The organism is Stappia albiluteola (assembly GCF_014050225.1).
Classification (GTDB): Bacteria; Pseudomonadota; Alphaproteobacteria; order Rhizobiales; family Stappiaceae; genus Hongsoonwoonella; species Hongsoonwoonella albiluteola.
In genome coordinates this window covers 94,441-112,121 of sequence record NZ_JACFXV010000065.1, presented here as the reverse complement: position 1 = coordinate 112,121, position 17,681 = coordinate 94,441, and the positions used below count along the sequence as shown (strand labels likewise).

Genomic DNA, 17,681 nt, shown 5'->3' with positions numbered 1-17,681 from the left:
GCATGGGATAGCCGGAAATCGACCCGCTGCATGCTCAAAAAACTTTGAACAAAAAGTGCACGCAGCGTCTTGAAAGTGTCGTTTGGACGAACGATCCCTCATCTTTTCGCAGGTGGTTCCCTTGTATTGCCCGGGGGTTCGGCGGTCAGGTCAGGTCGGCGATTTCATTGAGCAGCCACTCACGAAAAGCGCGGATCTTCGGGACGTTGCGCCGGCTTTCCGCGTAGACGAGCCAATAGCCGCGCCCGTCCTCGCAAACGAGGTCGAAGGGCTGAATGAGACGTCCAAGCGTAATATCGGTCTGGTAGAAAGCAGGCGTCAGGATCGCGATGCCGTTTCCGGCCAGTGCCGCGGCGGCCTCCAGCGACTGTGCACCGAACTTCGTTTCCTGCAGCCCCTCCAGCGAAACGGAGGAAACGCCAGCCGCCGCAAACCAGACTTTCCACCACGGATCGCCAGGTGACAGAATCCTGAATTTCAACAGGTCTTCAGGCTTCGAAAACCCGTCGCCGTCCTTCAGGAGATCGGGGCTGATCATGGGCGTGAAGCGCACATCGATCAGCTTGTGCGCGACAATGCCCGGCCAGTTGCCGTGGCCGGATCGAATGCCGACGTCAATTTCCTGCCTGGACAAATCGGCGGTGGTGGGATCCGCGTAAAGGCGAACCGCCAGATGGGGATGGGCGATCTGAAAGGACCCGATCCGCTGCGCCAGCCACTGGGCGGCGAAGGTCGGTATCGAACTGATCGAGAGCACGCCTTCGACAGCGCCGCGAGCGTCGTCGAATGCGGTTGCCAGCGTTTCGAACGCCTCGCTGACTGCCGGCGCCAGCCGGTGGCCGCTTTCGGTGAGGGTGACCTGTCGCGGGCGGCGAATGAAAAGCGGTGCGCCGAAGCGCTCCTCCAGCAGCTTGATCTGATAGCTCACCGCCGCCTGCGTCATGCCCAGTTCCTCGCCCGCTCTGGTGAAGCTGAGATGCCTTGCGGCCGCCTCGAATACGCGGATTGCGGCGAGTGGAGGAAGCCGGTGCCTCATGTGGATAAAGATACCTTATGCATCGGTTCGATCATTCGATTGGATCGTAACGGAAATTCGATGGAAAAGGATAGCGAATACATCAACTGAGGAGCCCTCTCGCAGGGCGTTGGGTGCCAGCATGCGATCGCTTGCCGGACGGATTTTTGCACTCCGAGGCCTTGTGACGGGCATGGGAGCGGTTGTTTCCGCCATCTCGGAGCGCCGCCGACGCAAGCGGGCGAGGCTCGCGCTCAAGGACATGCCGGAGTATCTGAAGAGGGATATCGGGCTGATCGACGGACGGTTGGCCGGGGAGAGGAGATGCCGGGACGTGTGACCGCCTCCATGCCGGATATTGACCGCAAGCGCCCGATGATACGCAACTTACCGGGTGCTTGCGGTTCGGCGGTCATTAGTCCATTGCGCCTACTGCGTCTGGATACGCGACCACCGAAATTCCTGCCCTGTGATCGGGCCCGGCCGCATTTATAAGCGCTGGCCGGTCAGCAGGCCCGTTCGGTATAGACCTGCCAGCGATTGGCGTAACTGTCCCATTCCCGCGTCGTCTCGACCCGGCAGAAGGGGCGATAGACGCGGACCGCTTGGACGGTCTCGTTCAGCGGGCGGGGCTTTGCGATAGCGCCTAGCACCATGGCGCCTCCCGCAAAGCTTGCTACGGCGCCGGCCACCACGGCCACGTCCCGATGGTTCTTCGCATCAGCTCCGGTGATCGAAACGCCGGCCACGGCAATCGCGGTGATCGCCACCGCCGCCAGCGCTATCGTGGTCTTGGTCAGCATCGTTCTTTCCATCCTCGGGTCAGGACTCATTCATTTGGCTGGAATGGTCGGAGCGGATTCGTGCGGATACGAGGAGTAAGCCCACAGGAAGGCTAAAGCCTTTCAAGGGTTTGCGACAAAGTAGCCCGTGCGGATCCGCCCGATCCAAAGGACGATCGAGCTGTTTTCGACCTGTCGCGTCAAAGCCCTCGACCGGGGGAATAACCCCGCTCTTCGAGCTTTTCCTTCCATCTCTCGTCATCTCGAACGCCATTCCAGTCAAATGAATGAGTCCGGACCCTAGCCTCTCTGGCGCGGGTCTGATGCCCGCTTTGCCGATAGGTTCAAGATAGGGTCGATTAACCAATTCCGATGTGACGGTCGTCACAAGAGGAATGAATCCTTGCTGCACCCAATCCGGCCTCGACGCGGCTTCCGCCACGGATTAAAACGCGAGGCATGTTGAAAGCTGCAGGGCGATTGGCAAGTTTCAGCATCTTGTGCTGTGGGATCGCGTGAGGATGGGTGCGTAAATGAAGCCGACCAATCCGGTCTTTACGGGTCTGGCAACGACTGTTTTCGAGACCATGTCGCGGCTTGCCATCGAGCATGGCGCCATCAACCTCGGCCAGGGTTTCCCGGATGTGGATGGCCCGGAAGACGTGCGCAAGGCGGCTGCCGACGCACTGATGGCAGGGCCGAACCAGTATCCGCCGATGCTGGGGCTGCCGGAGCTTCGCCAGGCGGTGGCGGAGGCGAACCGCCGTTTCTACGGGCTCGAGACCGACTGGAAGACCGAGGTCATGGTGACGTCCGGCGCGACGGAAGCGCTTGCCGACACGATGCTCGCCCTGCTGGAACCCGGCGACGAAGTCATTCTCATCGAACCGCTTTACGACTGCTATTTGCCGCTGGTGAAGCGGTTCGGCGGCATACCCGTGCGCGTGCGCGTCACGCCGCCGGAATGGAAGCTCAATCTCAGGGCGCTGCGGGCGGCCTTTACCGAGAACACCAAGGCGATCCTCATCAACAATCCGATGAATCCGTCGGGAAAGGTGTTTTCCGAGGAAGAGCTTGCCGAAGTGGCGCGGCTTTGCCGCGAATACGGCGTTTACGCGATCTGCGACGAAGTCTACGAGCATCTGCTGTTCGACGGGCGACGCCACCGGCCGCTGATCTCCTTCCCGGGTATGCGCGACCTGTCGGTGAAAATCGGTTCGGCCGGCAAGACCTTCTCGCTGACCGGATGGAAGGTCGGCTACGTCACCGCTTCTCCCAAGCTGCTCGATCCGATCGCCAAGGCGCATCAATTCGTCACCTTCACCACGCCGCCCGGTCTGCAGAAGGCCGTTGCCTACGGATTCTCCAAGGAAGATGCCTATTTCGAAGGGCTTGCGGCGGACATGCAGGCCAAGCGCGACCGCATCACGACCGGGCTGAAGTCGATCGGTTTCGACGTGCTGCCTTGCGAAGGCACTTATTTCGTGACATGCGACGTGACCTCGCTTGGCCTCAATAGCGACGATTTCGAGATCTGCCGGCGGATGGTGGTGGAAGCAGGCGTGGCCGCCGTTCCCGTCTCCGCCTTTTATCTCGCCGATGCGCCGACGTCCTTCATCCGCTTCTGCTTCTGCAAGAGGGACGAGGTGCTGGACGGTGCGGTGGAGCGGCTTGGCAACTGGATTGCCGGCATCGGCGCGCGTGGCCGATAAGAAGTCCGGCTGGAGAACATGATGGAAAATCCCGTTCTGGTGGAAGTGACCCGCGGCAACGTGGTCGAGAGCCGGCATCGCGGCGCGATTGCCGTTGTCGATGCCGATGGCGCGGTTGTCGCCGCCATTGGCGACGTCACCCGCCCCGTGTTCCCGCGCTCGGCCGTGAAGGCGCTGCAGGCGCTGCCACTGGTGGAATCGGGCGCCGCCGATGCGCTTGGCTACGATGAGGCAGAACTGGCGCTTGCCTGCGCTTCGCACAATGGCGAGGAGCGTCATGTCAATTCCGCCCGCGTCATGCTGATGAAGGCGGGGCTGGACGAGGACGCGCTGGAATGCGGCAGCCACTGGCCGGCCCGCATGGAGGATATCGCCCGACTGCACCGGCAGGATGCCGAGCCTTGTCCGCTCCACAACAACTGCTCCGGCAAGCATGCCGGCTTCCTGGGGCTCGCCAAGGTGATGGGCGTGGAAACGCGCGGCTATGTCGAGGCCGCCCATCCGGTGCAGCGCGAGGTGAAGGCCGCGGTCGAGGCCATGACCGGAACGACGCTCGGCGCGGATCAATGCGGTATCGACGGCTGCTCGATCCCGACCTATGCGACGCCGCTGCACAACCTTGCCCAAGCCTTCGCCCGGTTCGGCACAGGCCAGGGGCTGGAAAAGGGCAGGGCGGAGGCGGCGCGCCGGCTCTATGACGCCTGCATCGACGAAGCGTGGATGGTGGCGGGAACCGAACGCTGCTGTACCTCGATCATGCAGGCCTTCGGCGGCCGGGTCTTCGTGAAGACCGGCGCGGAGGGCGTGTTCTGCGCTGCCGTTCCCGAGCTTGGCCTTGGCATCGCCCTGAAATGCGACGACGGCGCGACGCGGGCGTCGGAAACGATGCTGGCGGCGGTCATCGATGAACTGGTGGAACAGGACGAGCAGGAAGCGGCCGATCTCGCGCCATGGCTCCGGCCGGCCGTCCGCACGCGCAAGGGCTTTGCCGCCGGCGAAGTCCGCGCGACGGCGAATTTCGGATCGCTGCTGAAGGGCAGGTAAGCCCTCCGCTCAGGGCCGGACCAGATTGCCGCGGATATCCAGGTGCGGCCAGCGGTCCGCTTGCCCTTCGGTGAGATCGCCGGTCGCCGCATCGCGCCAGCGGTAGCCGACGACGGCGCCGGATTTCGCGTTGCGGATGATATTGTCCGTGATCAGCGCCGGGCCGGCGCCGTCGACCACACTGACGGCGATGCCGGTGCCGCAGTCGCGCAGGATATTCTGGCTGGCGATCACGTCGCGCAGGTACGGCCCCCAGCCAAGCATCAGTCCGAAAAGCGGAGCATTCTCGACCACGTTGCCGGTGATCGTGGTGTCGCTTTCGGCTGCGATGCCGATGCCGAAGCCCTGCACTTCCTGCGGATAGGGGGCGACCGTCGACAGGTTGCGGATCAGGTTGCCCGAGCAAACGGCAAGGCGACCGCCCTCGCGCGCATTGGCGATGGAGATGCCCATGGTCGCGCCGTCGACAAGGTTGTCGGCGATAACGGCGCCCTGGAAGGTGAATTCCGAATAGATCGCCGTTTCGCCCGAGCGTAGGCATGAATTGCCCTGGATGGTGACATTGGAGCCGGCATTGGAGCGGATCGCCGAGAAGGTGCAGTCTGCCACCCGGTTTCCGCTGACGATCACGCCGGCGGCGCGGAAGATGTTGATCCCGTTGCCGTTCTGGCCGGTGCCGCCGGCACGCGCGGCGATGCGCTCGACGCGGTTCCCCGACACGATGCTGCCGTCCTCGCCTTCGTTCCAGCGGTAAACGAGAATGCCCGCATTGGCACAGTCGCTGACCGTATTGTCGGTAATTGACAGGCCCGCCGCCTCGATGGAGCGGATGCCGGCCTCCGCCGCGCCGGAAACCGAATTGCGGGTGAGGCGACCCGAGCAGCGATCCAGCGCGATGCCGCTCTTCATGCTGCCGGTGATCGTGCAATCCTCCAGCGTCAGGCCCTTCACATGGCTGAAATGCAGGAGGCCGGGCGTATATTCCCCAAGCGACTTGTTGGCGCCGTCGAAGTGGATGCCTTCGATGCCGATATTCTCCGCGCCTTCCGAGAAAAGCAGGTGTCCGCCCCCGCCCTGATAGACGAAATGGGTCTGGCCGGGCAGGCCGACGAGGCGGGAGCCCTGGGGCAGGCGCAGGTTGGCGACCGGATAACGTCCGCCGGGCAGGAACAGCGCCCGGCCGCGCTCCGCCGCCGTGTCGATGGCCTTCTGCATCACGGCGCTCTGGTCGTCGGCGGCTCCCGGACGCAGACCGAATTCGGCGCCGTCGATCGTACCGCGCAGATCGGCGACCCGCGTCGCCGCATGTACCGCACCATTGGCGGCGACGGTGGCCGCACCGACCAGCAATCCCCTGCGGGCCAGATCCATCGGCAAAGCTCTTCCTGTCCCGAAAAGGCGCATTCTCTTGGCTGGTCCCGACCCTGGCACGCGGTATCGCCGCGGCTGTCCCGCCGGTCGCAAGATGCGTGCCGCCCTGGCCGTCCTGCGATGACACACCTGATGGGTATATGCGCCGGCGGCTTGACACTGATCATGGTCACAAGGGGTGAGGCGGCTAAGCTGTTTCGGCAATACAGCGGCGTTTCGGGCGCGGGAGGAGAACATGATCAGCATCGAGGATTGCATCGCGCTGAGCGGGCTCGAAGAGGGGGAGATCCTGGCACTTGCGGAGCACGAGCATGTGCCGGAAATCGTCGCGGCGGCGCTGGGCGCCTACCTGCTGCACAAGGACAAGGGGGCCGTGGTGATCCGCAGGATGATCGAGGACGATATCCGCGAGGCCCTCCAGCGGGGCGACCAGCAGCACGCAAAGGATCTTCTCGCCGTGCTGCGCCATTTCCTCGCCGGCCATCGCGACGAGCTGGCGCAGGCGCAGGACGGCTGATTGCTCAAAGGCCGAAGAGGCCGGCGATTTCCTCGGCCGCCACGGAAGCCGGCAATTCTCCGGTCCGCACCGCGTCCTCGATGCCTGAAAGCCGCGCCTTGACGCCCGGATGGGCCTTCAGCGCCGACATCAGGCGCTCCTCGATCATCGCCCACATCCAGGACACCTGCTGGCGGGCACGCCGTTCCGCAAATTCGCCGCTTGCGGTCATCTTGGAGCGGTAGAGTTCGATCGTCTGCCAAAGCTCATCCAGCCCCTGATTGGCGAGGCCGGAAATGGTGACGACCGGCGGCGTCCAGGTCGGCGACCGCGGCTGCAGGATGTGCAGGGCCGCACGATATTCAGAAGCCGCAGCCCGCGCGCGGGTCGCGCCTTCGCCGTCCGCCTTGTTGACGGCGATCATGTCGGCGATCTCCAGCACGCCCTTCTTGATGCCCTGCAATTCGTCGCCCGCTCCGGGTAGCATCAGCACGAGGAAAAAATCGACCATTTCGGCGACAGTCGTCTCCGACTGGCCAATGCCGACGGTTTCCACCAGCACGACGTCGAAGCCGGCGGCTTCGCACAGAAGCATCGTTTCGCGCGTCTTCGCCGCCACGCCGCCAAGCGTGCCGGAGGAGGGCGAGGGGCGGATGAAGGCGTTTGGATCCACCGCAAGCTGAGCCATGCGGGTCTTGTCGCCGAGGATGGAGCCGCCGGTGCGCGTTGAGGAGGGATCGACGGCGAGCACGGCAACCTTGTGGCCGGCTGCCGTCAGGTTGGAGCCGAGCACGTCGATCGTGGTGGACTTGCCCACACCCGGAACGCCGGTAATGCCGACGCGCAGCGCCGTGCCGGTCTCGGGCATCAGGAGCTGGAGCAGCGCGCGCGCAGTTGCCCGATGATCGTGCCTGCGCGATTCGACGAGCGTGATGGCACGGGCAAGCGACGCCCGATCGCCGGCGCGGATCTTTGCGGCCAGGCCTTCGATGTCGGTTGCCGGCCGGGGGCGTGGGCTGTGCTCGCTCATGGCCATCGATTAGCGCAAATGGCACGCCGCGTCACGGTAGCCCTTTGTGCCATGGGCCAGGCGGTCAGGAATGCGGTGACGGCGGGGTCCATACGATGCGCTGCAACTCAGCCCGTTTCAGCTCGGATGCGGGAGCCAGTTCGTCGAACGGTCCGTTGAACTGGGGAATGGCGAAGAGCAGCTTGACGTTGGGCGCACTTGGCGCCGGACAGATCGCCATGCCGATCCACAGGTTCCGCCCGACGCGGCAATCGCTGCGCGACATGCCGGCTTCCTGGAAGGTCATGCCGATACGGACACCGTCCGGCCCCTGCAGATGATGGGTGACACCGTGCACCTCCCGCACCTTGCCGTCATCGCCCTTGTAGACCTGCAGCACCTGGAAGCCGTCGGAATTGAAGGCCCCGATCACCCATTCGGTGTCGTTTTCCGTGGCAGACTGGAGCCCCTCGGTGGTGAAGCCCGGCAATGCGGCGGCGATCGCTTTTTGCGAATAGGTCGTCGACCCGTCGATGCCTCCGGCCGACTGTTCCGTGATCCTCGCCAGGGTAACGTCGGAAGTGCGCGAGGCCAGCACAGGGCCTTCGTCCAGCACCGGCGTGCAGGCGCCGGTGGCGAGCGCGAGCGCGAGCAGGGCTGCGGTGGGGCTGCGCATCATGGTGTCCCTTTGACCGTTTGTTCGAAAATCGAGCGCCCCGGATAGCAAACCGGAAAGGGCAGGGAAAGCGGGCAGGACCATCTTGTGAAAAATACGACGGTTGAGGCTCGGACGATTAAACCAGCATTAACCTTAAGAAAGAATGATGCAGGGAAATCCACTTCAGGTTGAATTCATTTTTTTTCCTTAAGGAGTTGACGATGCGGTATTTTGGCGTTTCCGCCATCCTGGCGTCAGCCTTCATCTTCCCGGCTCAAATAGCTGATGCAGCAGATCTTTCGGCAAATCCCATTTTCGGAAACGCCCGTCCGCCCGTCTTCGAGGAAACCGCCGCGCTGCGGGGTTCGATCGGCCTCAGGACCTGGCTCAGCCGATCGAATTTCGACTACAAGCTGAGTACGCCTACGGGCGTCAAGTTCGGGACCTTTGAATACAACGATGTGGATTCGGCGGCAGGCGAGGCCTTTTTCCAGATCGAGGATACGTATTACGGAAGCTTCCTGAAGGGGACTGTCGGCTTGGGAGGGCTCTTCAATGGTTCCTTCCGCGAACGGGATTTCGATCTCACATTTGGCGACGAGATATTCGACGGTTCCGCTGACGGCCAAACCGGATCCCTCGCCTATGCCAGCATCGATGCCGGGGTCAACTGGGGCGAATTTTCCGGCGGGCGCGTGAAAACGACTGCCTTTGTCGGGTATCAGTATATTGGCGAGACCTATAATGCGGACGGTTTGCGCTGCAATCCGGATGACGCAGGCGGGGCCTTTTGCCTGAATGTACCGGGTTCGGTCCACACCTATCAATCACAAGTCGAATGGCACCTGTTCAGAGTCGGCCTGGGTCTTCAGGCCGACCTCGGAAACGGATTCTCATTCGATGGCGAAGTTGCCGCCATTCCGGTTGGCTACTACCACAACGAAGACAGCCAATATGTGAATTACTACCTCGGCCCGGTTCCAAACGTCGAAAGCAGGGGAGCTGGTGCCTATGGCGTTCAGGCAGAGGCGATCCTGAACTACGCCTTCAACGAAAGCTTTTCTGTTGGTGCCGGCGCGCGTTACTGGTGGCTGAATTCGCGGGAAGTGAAGACCACCGTCGGCGCATCCCTGTCGCCGCCATTGAGCGAAGATTTCGAAGCAGAAGCGACCAGCGAGCGTTTCGGCCTCTTAGCACAGGCGAAATACCGCTTCTGAAAGGCGACCTGAAAGAAAAAGACGGGCTCAGGTCAAGCATGCCGGCGCCCGTCTTTCGTTCACAGGACGCTTTTAAACGTGACGGCTCCCGCCTATTGCGCCGCTTGCGCGGGTTCATGCCCGAGCTGACGGTTGAGCTTGGCGATCAACTCCTCGGCCGCGCTGGCGATCACCGTGCCGGGCGGGAAGATCGCCGATGCGCCGGCCTTCAGCAGGGCATCGTAATCCTGCGGCGGCACGACCCCGCCGACGACGATCATGATGTCCTCGCGGCCCGCGTCGGCAAGTGCGGCCTTCAGAGCCGGTACCAGCGTCAGGTGGCCGGCGGCAAGGGACGAGACGCCGACAATGTGGACGTCGTTTTCCACTGCCTGGCGCGCAGCCTCCTCGGGCGTGGCGAAGAGCGGACCGATGTCGACGTCGAAGCCGAGATCGGCGAAGGCCGAGGCAATCACCTTCTGTCCCCGGTCGTGGCCGTCCTGTCCCATTTTGGCGACCAGGATGCGAGGCCTGCGGCCTTCGTTCTCCTCGAAGACCTCAACCAGCTTCTGTACCTTGGCGATCTGCTCCGACATGATGCCAGCTTCCCGCTTGTAGACGCCGGAAATCGTCCGGACTTCCGCCTTGTGCCGCCCGAACACCTTCTCCATGGCGAGCGAAATCTCACCGACCGTGGCCTTGGCGCGCGCTGCCTTGACGGCAAGGTCTAGCAGGTTTCCGTCGCCGGAAGCCGCGCAAGCCGTCAGCGCCTCGAGCGAGGCCTGCGTTGCGTCCTCGTCGCGCTCCGTCCTCAGGATCTTGAGCTTTTCGATCTGGCGCGCCCGCACCTCGGCATTGTCGACCTTGAGGACGTCGATGACGTCCTCGGTTTCGGGCTTGTACTTGTTGACGCCGACGACAGTCTGAGAACCGGCATCGATCCGCGCCTGAGTCTTAGCGGCCGCTTCCTCGATGCGAAGCTTCGGAATACCTTTCTCAATGGCCTTGGCCATGCCGCCAAGCGCCTCCACTTCCTGGATATGCGCGAGTGCCTTCGCAGCCAGATCGGCTGTCAGCCGCTCGACATAGAAGGAACCGCCCCAAGGATCGATCGTGCGCGTGGTGCCCGATTCCTGCTGGAGGAAGAGCTGGGTATTGCGGGCGATGCGGGCGGAAAAGTCCGTCGGCAGGGCGAGCGCCTCATCCAGGGCGTTGGTGTGCAGCGACTGCGTGTGGCCCTGCGTGGCGGCCATCGCCTCCACGCAGGTGCGGATTACGTTGTTGAACACGTCCTGCGCGGTCAGTGACCAGCCGGAGGTCTGTGAATGGGTGCGCAGTGAAAGTGATTTGTCACTCTTTGGCGCGAAATTCTCCTTCATCAGGGTCGCCCAGATCAGGCGGGCGGCCCGAAGCTTGGCGACCTCCATGAAGAAGTTCATGCCGATGGCCCAGAAGAAGGAGAGGCGCGGCGCGAAGGCGTCGATGTCGAGGCCGGCGGCGACGCCCGCGCGGGCATATTCGATACCGTCCGCGATCGTATAGGCAAGTTCCAGATCCGCCGTCGCTCCGGCTTCCTGCATGTGGTAGCCGGATATGGAGATCGAATTGAACTTCGGCATGTGGCTGGAGGTGTAGCCGAAGATGTCGGAGATGATCCGCATCGAAGGCAATGGCGGATAGATATAGGTGTTGCGGACCATGAACTCCTTGAGGATATCGTTCTGGATGGTCCCCGAAAGCTTGTCGTGCGGTACGCCCTGTTCCTCGGCCGCGACGATGTAAAGGGCCAGCACCGGCAGCACGGCACCGTTCATGGTCATCGATACGCTCATCTGGTCGAGCGGAATGCCCGAGAAGAGCGTGCGCATGTCCAGGATGGAGTCGATGGCGACGCCCGCCATGCCGACATCGCCGGCCACACGCGGATGGTCGCTGTCATAGCCGCGATGGGTGGCGAGGTCGAAGGCGACGGAAAGGCCCTTCTGCCCGGCGGCAAGGTTGCGCCGGTAGAAGGCGTTGGAATCCTCGGCCGTCGAAAAGCCCGCATACTGGCGGACGGTCCAGGGTTGTTGGACATACATGGTCGGGTAGGGGCCGCGCAGGAAAGGCGGCAGGCCGGGCCATGTGTCCAGATGCGCGATGTCGGCAATCGACGCGGCATCGTGCGCCGGGGCGACGTCGATGCCCTCCGGCGTCGTCCATGTGCCCGCCGAACCTTTGCGGCCTGCGGGGGAAGCCTCGCGGAATGCGATCTTCGAGAAATCCGGAATGCGGCTCATCGCGCGATCCTCCGAAATCAGATTTCAGGCAGCCTTCGGCGCAAGGCCGAGGCGCTGATGGGCCGTGCGCAGCACATGGAGCGCATCGCAGCCCTCATAGACGAATGTCGCCACGCCTGCGGCCGCCAGCGCCGGCATCAGATCCTTCGGCCGTCCTGCAAGATAAAGTCCGGCGGCCCCGCCGGCGGCAAAGCGCTCGGCAGCCTCTTCGCCCTGCGTGGCATAGACGGCGTCCGAACTGCACAGGCAGACGAGAGAGGCGCCGGAGGCCTTCCAACCGGCAAGTGCCGCATCGAGATCGCCGTAGACATCGCCGCCGACAGCCTCGATACCTCCCGTCTCGAAGAAATTCTTCGTCCAGGTGGCCCTGGCCGTGAATTGCGAAAGGGCCCCCAGGGTCGCGAGAAAGACGGTCGGGCGCCTGACGGCCTCGTCGGCCGCATCGCGCAGGACCTCGAAAGGCTCGGAATCGCGGTGGGGGGCAATGGCCGTCGTCGTCAAGCCGGTGCTGACCGGCCGCGATACCAGTATATCGGCCATGCTGGCACCATTCCTGAGCGCCGCCTCGACGGCCGCCTGATGCTCGCCGCGTCCTGGCGGCGGCAGGTCCACGCGCCTTCCCGCTGTCCCCAGATCGTCCGGGGAAACGGCGAGTACCTCGACCGGCCGTTCCCTGATATCCGGGAAGGCGCTGGTGCCGGTGATGCGATGCCGACGTGCTGCAATTTCGGCCCGCCGCGCTGCCGTCACCGTGGCGATCTTCTGCTGCACCGTCTTCGCCATGAGGGTGGAAACGATACCGTCTTCCGCTTCGACCTCCTGCATCAGCCGCCAGGCGGCCTCGCACAGTTCCGTCGTAAAGGCCTCCACGGCGCCGGAGCCGGCACCTGGATCGGCAACCTTGTGAAGATTGGCCTCCTCGATGAGGATGGTCTGTGTGTTGCGGGCGATGCGCCGGGCGAAGGCGTCAGGAAGTCCGAGCGGGGCCGTGAAGGGAAGGACCGTGACGCTGTCGGCGCCGCCGACACCGGCGGCAAAGGCCGCGATCGTCGTCCGCAGCATGTTCACCCAGGGGTCACGCCGGCTCATCATCCGCCACGACGTTTCCATATGGAGGCGCATGGGCGTGGCCGGAAGCTGCGCGGCCTCAAGGATTGCCGCCCACATTCGGCGTGCCGCACGCGCCTTCGCAAGCGTTGCGAACTGGTCCGCATCCGCGACGAGCGTGAAGCCGATCAGGCGGGGCATGACTTCCGCATCGATGCCGGCCCTGTCCAGCGCCCGCAGGTATTCGAGCGCGGTCGCGAAGGTGAAGGCGAGTTCCTGCGCCTCGGATGCGCCGCCATCGTGCCAGTGGCGACCGTCGCAATTGACGATCGGGATGATCATCCCGCGCTCGACGCTACGATGCGCGAGATCGCCCAGCCGCGCCTGCAGGACGGAAAGGGCAGTGCGCAACTGTCCTGTCGCCGCGAGCTTGCCGACATAGTCGGCGGAGCAGACGATATCGAGCTTCGCCGGGTCGAGCCCGCGACCCTCGACGAGCGCAAGGAACAGCGCGAGTGCGGCCGCCGTCTCATAGCCTGCATCGAGGCGGACCTGGATGAGTTCCGGATGGATCCCCTCCAGCATGATGGAAAACCGGTCCAGGGTGTCGGCGACGAGGCCATTGCCGCGTGCCCGAGTCGAGGAGGAAAAGACCAGCTCTATACCGTTCGCCCCGCCCTGGAGGTCCGCCAGTATCAGCTCTCTCGCCGCCTTGGGGGCCGGATGATCGATTCGCTGCATCACGACCCACGGCTCGCCCGCAGCCCGGCCAGCTTGCGGACGGGCATTTCCCGCTCTTGGATAAAGGGGTTCGATTGGCAGGCCGTCGAGGGTCCGTGTACGCAGCCGGTCGAAGGGCGCTCCCTTCAACGCCTTGTCCACCGCCGCCATCCAGTCTCCGCTGTCGAAGTCGAGAAACTCCCGGGGCAGGGTGAATTCACTTCCGGCCATACTCTATCTCCTGGCGCGCCAGACCTTCAGCCATGCAAAACATTATAGCGGAAAAAGGCACAAATTCTTCCACACCGGAGCTCTTGCCGTTGGGAAGATTGGGCTTTGCGCCAATCCGCAACGGTATCGGAGGTGTTTGTCGAGGTGCAGCTTTCCTTCGCCCGTTATAAGGATTGCCGGATGATGCAATCAAGCTAGGCAAAGGACGGTGGGGAGGGGCTTGCGCGAAATGCAATCGTCGGTTTACGAGGGATTATTCCTTCCGTAAGGGTGAGAGGGAATTCATTGCCTGCGGATACCGTGTTCACGAAGCGGATTTGTTCGTCACCGTAATATCTTCGTTATTCGTTCGTCATCAGGTCGTTAATTTTATGCAATCACGCCGCGAAATCTGGTGATGCAGCTTCCCGGAGGATGGATTGTAGAAATTACAGTGCTTATGATGGCGACAACAATTCTTCCGGGAGTATTTCTATCAGGATCAATTTTGCCACGAATTAGGAGCCCGTCGGCGTAGCATTTCACCTCCGGCGGCCTGACGCTGCACCAGATTGGATGAGTGAAAGCTTTGACTGGCCAAGCGCTTTTTTCTTTGGCGTTGTGAAGACAAGGGCGGGTAGAGATGGTTGATTCAAATGACGTTCAGGCAAAAATATCAGCAATTTCAGAGGCTCAGGCGGCCGCCCATATCCTCGATATCGTCGAGGCTCAACTTCGGAAACTGGGCGCGACGCATATTCTCGTCACCGGCCTCCCGATGCCCGGGCGTCCGATCGACGGGCTTGTCCATCGCTTTCGCTGGCCGGACGAGCGGCAGGGCGGCATCGAGCGCTCGGCAGTCGCTTCGGACGACAGCGCGCTGATTCTCAGCCTTTCCTGCGTGCGGCCGTCGCTCTGGGATATCGTCGAAGGAGACCTTGTCCATTCCGATCTCTTCGGCGCCGTGGGGGCCGGGCAGAAAGTGGTCATCATTCCAGTGACCGAGGTGCATCCTTTCCAGGCAATCGTGCTTGGGGCGGGGCCGCACCTGCGCCCGACGCGGATCGACCTTTCGAACCTGGAACTCGTCTGCAATGCTGCGTTCCGGCGGCTCATGCAGATCGGATGCCTGTCGACGCAGCGGCCCGGCGACCTGTCGGTGCGCGAACGACGGGTGCTCGAACTGACCGCGCTGGGCAAGACGGCCAATGAAATCGCCGAGCTTCTCGACATTTCGCAGCGCACGGTCCACGCGCACCTGCAAAACGCCAGCGCCAAGCTCAAGGCCACGAACAAGACCCATACGGTGGTCGAGGCGCTGCGCTATTGCCAAATCCGCATGTAGGCAGATCCATCTTTCAGCCGCGCCCAGGCACTCTTGCCTGAACGCCAGCTTGAATGCGGGCCTGAATATCGGAAAGGGGCCCGCCTGGGTTGAAAACGCCGCCGACCTCAGTAGGTCATCATCGGCGGTAGTGCCTTGGCCTGCTCGACCCAACCTTCCACGGACTTTTCGCTGGGCAACTGGCGAACAAGCTTCTTAGCGTCATTCACTTCCTTCATTTTCGCCGCGAGGTTGGCCGCCTTGCGTGTCTTCAGCTCCTTTACGGTATCGACGCCGGCAGCTTCCAGCAGCTCGGAATATTCTTCGCCGATCCCCTTGATCCGCATAAGGTCGGCCATGTTGGCCCACTTCAGGATGCGCTTGTCGTCGATGCCGGTGTCCTGCGCCAGTGCCTTTCGGCCCTTGGGGTCTTTCGCCTTGGCAAGATAGGCGTCGGTGGTCCTGATCCCCACCGCCTGCAGCTTTTCCGCATAGGCCGGGCCGATGCCCTCGATCTCAGCAATTGAATACGACATGCGCTTCCTCCGTAATGAGCCGGCCGTCAGGGGCTGGCGATGAAAATCAGCCGATCAAAGTCAGACGAACTGCCGCAATCCGGGGATGCCGTCGATCACCTCGTCGACGAGCGCGTCGCCGGCCCGGTCCCGGGCGAAGGCGACAAGCTTGCTGGTGACGACCTGGACCTGGCCCATGTCGAGGCCGGCATTGGTCAGTTCGCCGAGGGCCGCCATGGCGCCCATGCCGCCGCCCATCATGTCGGAAAAGCCGCCCCAAAGAGCGCTCGACCCGGCTTCGCCCTGTTCGGAAACCAGCGTGTCGGCGCCCGGCAAGGCCGCCAGCAACCGTTGGGTGGAGCCGTGCGGCCCATCGCGGTTGATGAACTTGAGCACGATCCCCACAGCCTTGCGGGCAACGCTTTCGCTGATGCCTGTAGCCTTGGCGATTTGAGCGATGAGGTCTTCCATATCCCCCTCCGGCTACCAAACTTACTTATGGACATCAGACAACAGTCCAGAAAGCTGCGCAACTGATATAAGCTTAGATTCGAGAGACAGTTACGCGCTTCCATCTGCGTCATATCAGGGCAGGAGAGCAGTTTTCCTGCCGGAACAGCCTGAGTGCAGCGGGTGACGGGAATGGCTGCGGCTGCGGGAGTGTGTGGCGAATGCCGCTTTTGAGTGGCAATCTCGCTCGGTTGGAATCCGATTTCAGGGGAATGCCAGTGCTTGCAGACGACAAGATCTTCGTGGGCCGTTCGGTCAAGCCGGAATATCTCACGCTGAAGCTCGCCAACAGGCACGGGCTGATCACCGGGGCGACGGGAACGGGCAAGACCGTCAGCCTGCAGATCCTCGCGGAAGGGTTCTCGCGCGCCGGCGTGCCGGTCTTCGCCGCCGACGTGAAGGGCGATCTTTCCGGCGTGGCGGCGAGCGGCGAGCCGAAGGATTTCCTGGCAAGGCGCGCGGCCGACATAGGGCTTGCCGACGAATACCGCTTCAGTGCCTTTCCGACCGCGTTCTGGGATCTTTTCGGCGAGCAGGGCCATCCGATCCGCGCGACGGTTTCGGAGATGGGTCCCCTGCTGCTTTCCCGCCTGATGGAACTCAACGACACGCAGGAAGGCGTGCTCAACGTCGCCTTCGAACTCGCGGACGACGAAGGCCTGCTGCTTCTTGACCTGAAGGACCTGCAGTCTCTCCTCGTCCATGTGGCCGACCGCGCTTCGGAACTCTCCAAGACCTACGGCAATGTCTCCAAGGCTTCGGTCGGGGCGATCCAGCGCCAGCTACTGGTTTTGCAGCGCCAGGGGGGAGAGGCTTTCTTTGGCGAACCCGCGCTCGACATTCGCCACTTGATGCGGACCGCGCCGGACGGTCGCGGCGTAGTGAACATTCTTGCCGCCGACAAGCTGATGGGCGCCCCGCGCCTCTATGCGACCTTCCTGCTCTGGTTGCTGTCGGAACTGTTCGAGGAATTGCCGGAGGTCGGCGACCCGGAGAAGCCGAAGCTCGTCTTCTTCTTCGACGAGGCGCATCTGCTATTCGACGAGGCGCCGAAGGCGCTGCTGGAAAAGGTGGAGCAGGTGGTGCGCCTTATCCGCTCCAAGGGCGTAGGCGTCTATTTCGTCACCCAGAACCCGCTCGACGTGCCGGAGACCGTGCTTTCGCAACTCGGCAACCGCGTGCAGCATGCGCTGCGCGCCTATACGCCGCGCGAGCAGAAGGCCGTACGCACGGCCGCCGAAACCTTCCGCCCCAATCCGGAGCTCGACACGGAGCGGGTGATCACAGAACTCGGCGTCGGGGAAGCGCTGGTGTCGCTGCTGGAAGGCAAGGGCGTGCCATCGATCGTCGAGCGCACGCTGATACGTCCGCCTTCGTCCAGGCTCGGCCCGATCAGCCCCGACGAGCGTCGGGCCGTCATGGCCGAAAGCGGGCTGTCGGCCCTCTACGATCAGGTGCGGGATCGCGATTCAGCCTTCGAGGTGCTGAAGCGGCGGGCGGACGAGGCCGCGATGCGCGAGGAAGAACAGCGGCGGCATGAGGAAGAAGAGAATGCGCGTCCGCGCAGCCGCAGCGGCTTTCAACTTCCCGATTTCGGACGGGACGACCGGCCGGGATCCGGACGCCGGGCGCCGCGCCGATCCAATCGCGACACGCCCATCGAGGCAGCGCTGAAATCGGCGGCCCGCTCTGTCGGGTCATCGCTTGGGCGGGCCATCGTGCGCGGTATTCTCGGCTCGCTGAAGCGGGGTTCCTGACGCTTCCGGGCGCCGATCGCGATTGTCTGCCCATAA

Annotated in this window: 16 protein-coding genes; 7 read left to right on the top strand and 9 right to left on the bottom strand. The window is 63.1% G+C overall.

Going from position 1 to position 17,681, the window contains the following annotated elements:
• Window positions 1-145 precede the first annotated feature (145 nt).
• Window positions 146-1,036, bottom strand: coding sequence for a transcriptional regulator GcvA (gene gcvA / locus H2509_RS18370; RefSeq protein ID WP_182167921.1), 891 nt, complete (start codon window positions 1,034-1,036; stop codon window positions 146-148).
• Between the two features lie 172 nt (window positions 1,037-1,208).
• On the opposite strand from gcvA, the gene H2509_RS20765 reads away from it, so the two are divergent.
• Complete coding sequence (locus tag H2509_RS20765; protein ID WP_209002053.1) at window positions 1,209-1,355, top strand: hypothetical protein; 147 nt, start codon at window positions 1,209-1,211, stop codon at window positions 1,353-1,355.
• A 166-nt stretch (window positions 1,356-1,521) separates the two neighbouring features.
• Here the strand turns inward: H2509_RS20765 and H2509_RS18365 are convergent, their stop codons facing one another.
• Window positions 1,522-1,818 (bottom strand): hypothetical protein, encoded by a 297-nt coding sequence (locus H2509_RS18365; protein WP_182167920.1) that lies wholly within the window; start codon window positions 1,816-1,818, stop codon window positions 1,522-1,524.
• Between the two features lie 512 nt (window positions 1,819-2,330).
• Between H2509_RS18365 and H2509_RS18360 the strand changes: the two genes are divergently transcribed.
• A complete protein-coding gene (locus H2509_RS18360) occupies window positions 2,331-3,509 on the top strand; it encodes an aminotransferase (RefSeq protein WP_182167919.1) in 1,179 nt (392 codons plus the stop codon).
• Window positions 3,510-3,530: 21 nt separating this feature from the next.
• The gene (locus H2509_RS18355; RefSeq protein WP_182167918.1) at window positions 3,531-4,553 is read left to right on the top strand and encodes an asparaginase; all 1,023 of its coding nucleotides are present in this window, start codon (window positions 3,531-3,533) and stop codon (window positions 4,551-4,553) included.
• A 9-nt stretch (window positions 4,554-4,562) separates the two neighbouring features.
• Here the strand turns inward: H2509_RS18355 and H2509_RS18350 are convergent, their stop codons facing one another.
• Entirely contained in the window at window positions 4,563-5,924 is a 1,362-nt protein-coding gene (locus H2509_RS18350; protein ID WP_182167917.1) for a TIGR03808 family TAT-translocated repetitive protein, read from the bottom strand.
• A gap of 235 nt (window positions 5,925-6,159) precedes the next feature.
• Here H2509_RS18350 and H2509_RS18345 point away from each other — a divergent pair, with 235 nt between their 5' ends.
• Window positions 6,160-6,441 (top strand): hypothetical protein, encoded by a 282-nt coding sequence (locus tag H2509_RS18345; protein WP_182167916.1) that lies wholly within the window; start codon window positions 6,160-6,162, stop codon window positions 6,439-6,441.
• 4 nt (window positions 6,442-6,445) lie between these two features.
• Here H2509_RS18345 and meaB read toward each other — a convergent pair whose 3' ends face one another.
• Together meaB and H2509_RS18335 are read right to left on the bottom strand one after the other, a co-directional pair.
• A complete protein-coding gene (gene meaB / locus H2509_RS18340) occupies window positions 6,446-7,450 on the bottom strand; it encodes a methylmalonyl Co-A mutase-associated GTPase MeaB (protein WP_182167915.1) in 1,005 nt (334 codons plus the stop codon).
• 64 nt (window positions 7,451-7,514) lie between these two features.
• The gene (locus tag H2509_RS18335) at window positions 7,515-8,105 is read right to left on the bottom strand and encodes a DUF1131 family protein (protein WP_182167960.1); all 591 of its coding nucleotides are present in this window, start codon (window positions 8,103-8,105) and stop codon (window positions 7,515-7,517) included.
• Window positions 8,106-8,308: 203 nt separating this feature from the next.
• Here H2509_RS18335 and H2509_RS18330 point away from each other — a divergent pair, with 203 nt between their 5' ends.
• The gene (locus H2509_RS18330) at window positions 8,309-9,304 is read left to right on the top strand and encodes a porin family protein (protein WP_182167914.1); all 996 of its coding nucleotides are present in this window, start codon (window positions 8,309-8,311) and stop codon (window positions 9,302-9,304) included.
• 92 nt (window positions 9,305-9,396) lie between these two features.
• Here H2509_RS18330 and scpA read toward each other — a convergent pair whose 3' ends face one another.
• Both scpA and H2509_RS18320 read right to left on the bottom strand, forming a co-directional pair.
• Window positions 9,397-11,562 carry a methylmalonyl-CoA mutase gene (gene scpA / locus H2509_RS18325; RefSeq protein WP_182167913.1) on the bottom strand — a complete coding sequence of 722 codons (2,166 nt, stop codon included), beginning with the start codon at window positions 11,560-11,562 and terminating at the stop codon, window positions 9,397-9,399.
• 24 nt (window positions 11,563-11,586) lie between these two features.
• Window positions 11,587-13,560 (bottom strand): methylmalonyl-CoA mutase family protein, encoded by a 1,974-nt coding sequence (locus H2509_RS18320; RefSeq protein ID WP_182167912.1) that lies wholly within the window; start codon window positions 13,558-13,560, stop codon window positions 11,587-11,589.
• Window positions 13,561-14,182: 622 nt separating this feature from the next.
• Between H2509_RS18320 and H2509_RS18315 the strand changes: the two genes are divergently transcribed.
• On the top strand, window positions 14,183-14,884 hold the full coding sequence (locus H2509_RS18315) for a helix-turn-helix transcriptional regulator (protein ID WP_182167911.1): 702 nt from the start codon (window positions 14,183-14,185) through the stop codon (window positions 14,882-14,884).
• 107 nt (window positions 14,885-14,991) lie between these two features.
• On the opposite strand, the gene H2509_RS18310 is transcribed toward H2509_RS18315, so the two are convergent.
• Both H2509_RS18310 and H2509_RS18305 read right to left on the bottom strand, forming a co-directional pair.
• The gene (locus tag H2509_RS18310) at window positions 14,992-15,399 is read right to left on the bottom strand and encodes a DUF4332 domain-containing protein (protein ID WP_182167910.1); all 408 of its coding nucleotides are present in this window, start codon (window positions 15,397-15,399) and stop codon (window positions 14,992-14,994) included.
• 60 nt (window positions 15,400-15,459) lie between these two features.
• Window positions 15,460-15,849, bottom strand: coding sequence for a DUF2267 domain-containing protein (locus H2509_RS18305; RefSeq protein ID WP_182167909.1), 390 nt, complete (start codon window positions 15,847-15,849; stop codon window positions 15,460-15,462).
• Between the two features lie 251 nt (window positions 15,850-16,100).
• On the opposite strand from H2509_RS18305, the gene H2509_RS18300 reads away from it, so the two are divergent.
• On the top strand, window positions 16,101-17,645 hold the full coding sequence (locus tag H2509_RS18300; RefSeq protein ID WP_182167908.1) for a helicase HerA-like domain-containing protein: 1,545 nt from the start codon (window positions 16,101-16,103) through the stop codon (window positions 17,643-17,645).
• The last annotated feature ends 36 nt before the right edge of the window (window positions 17,646-17,681 follow it).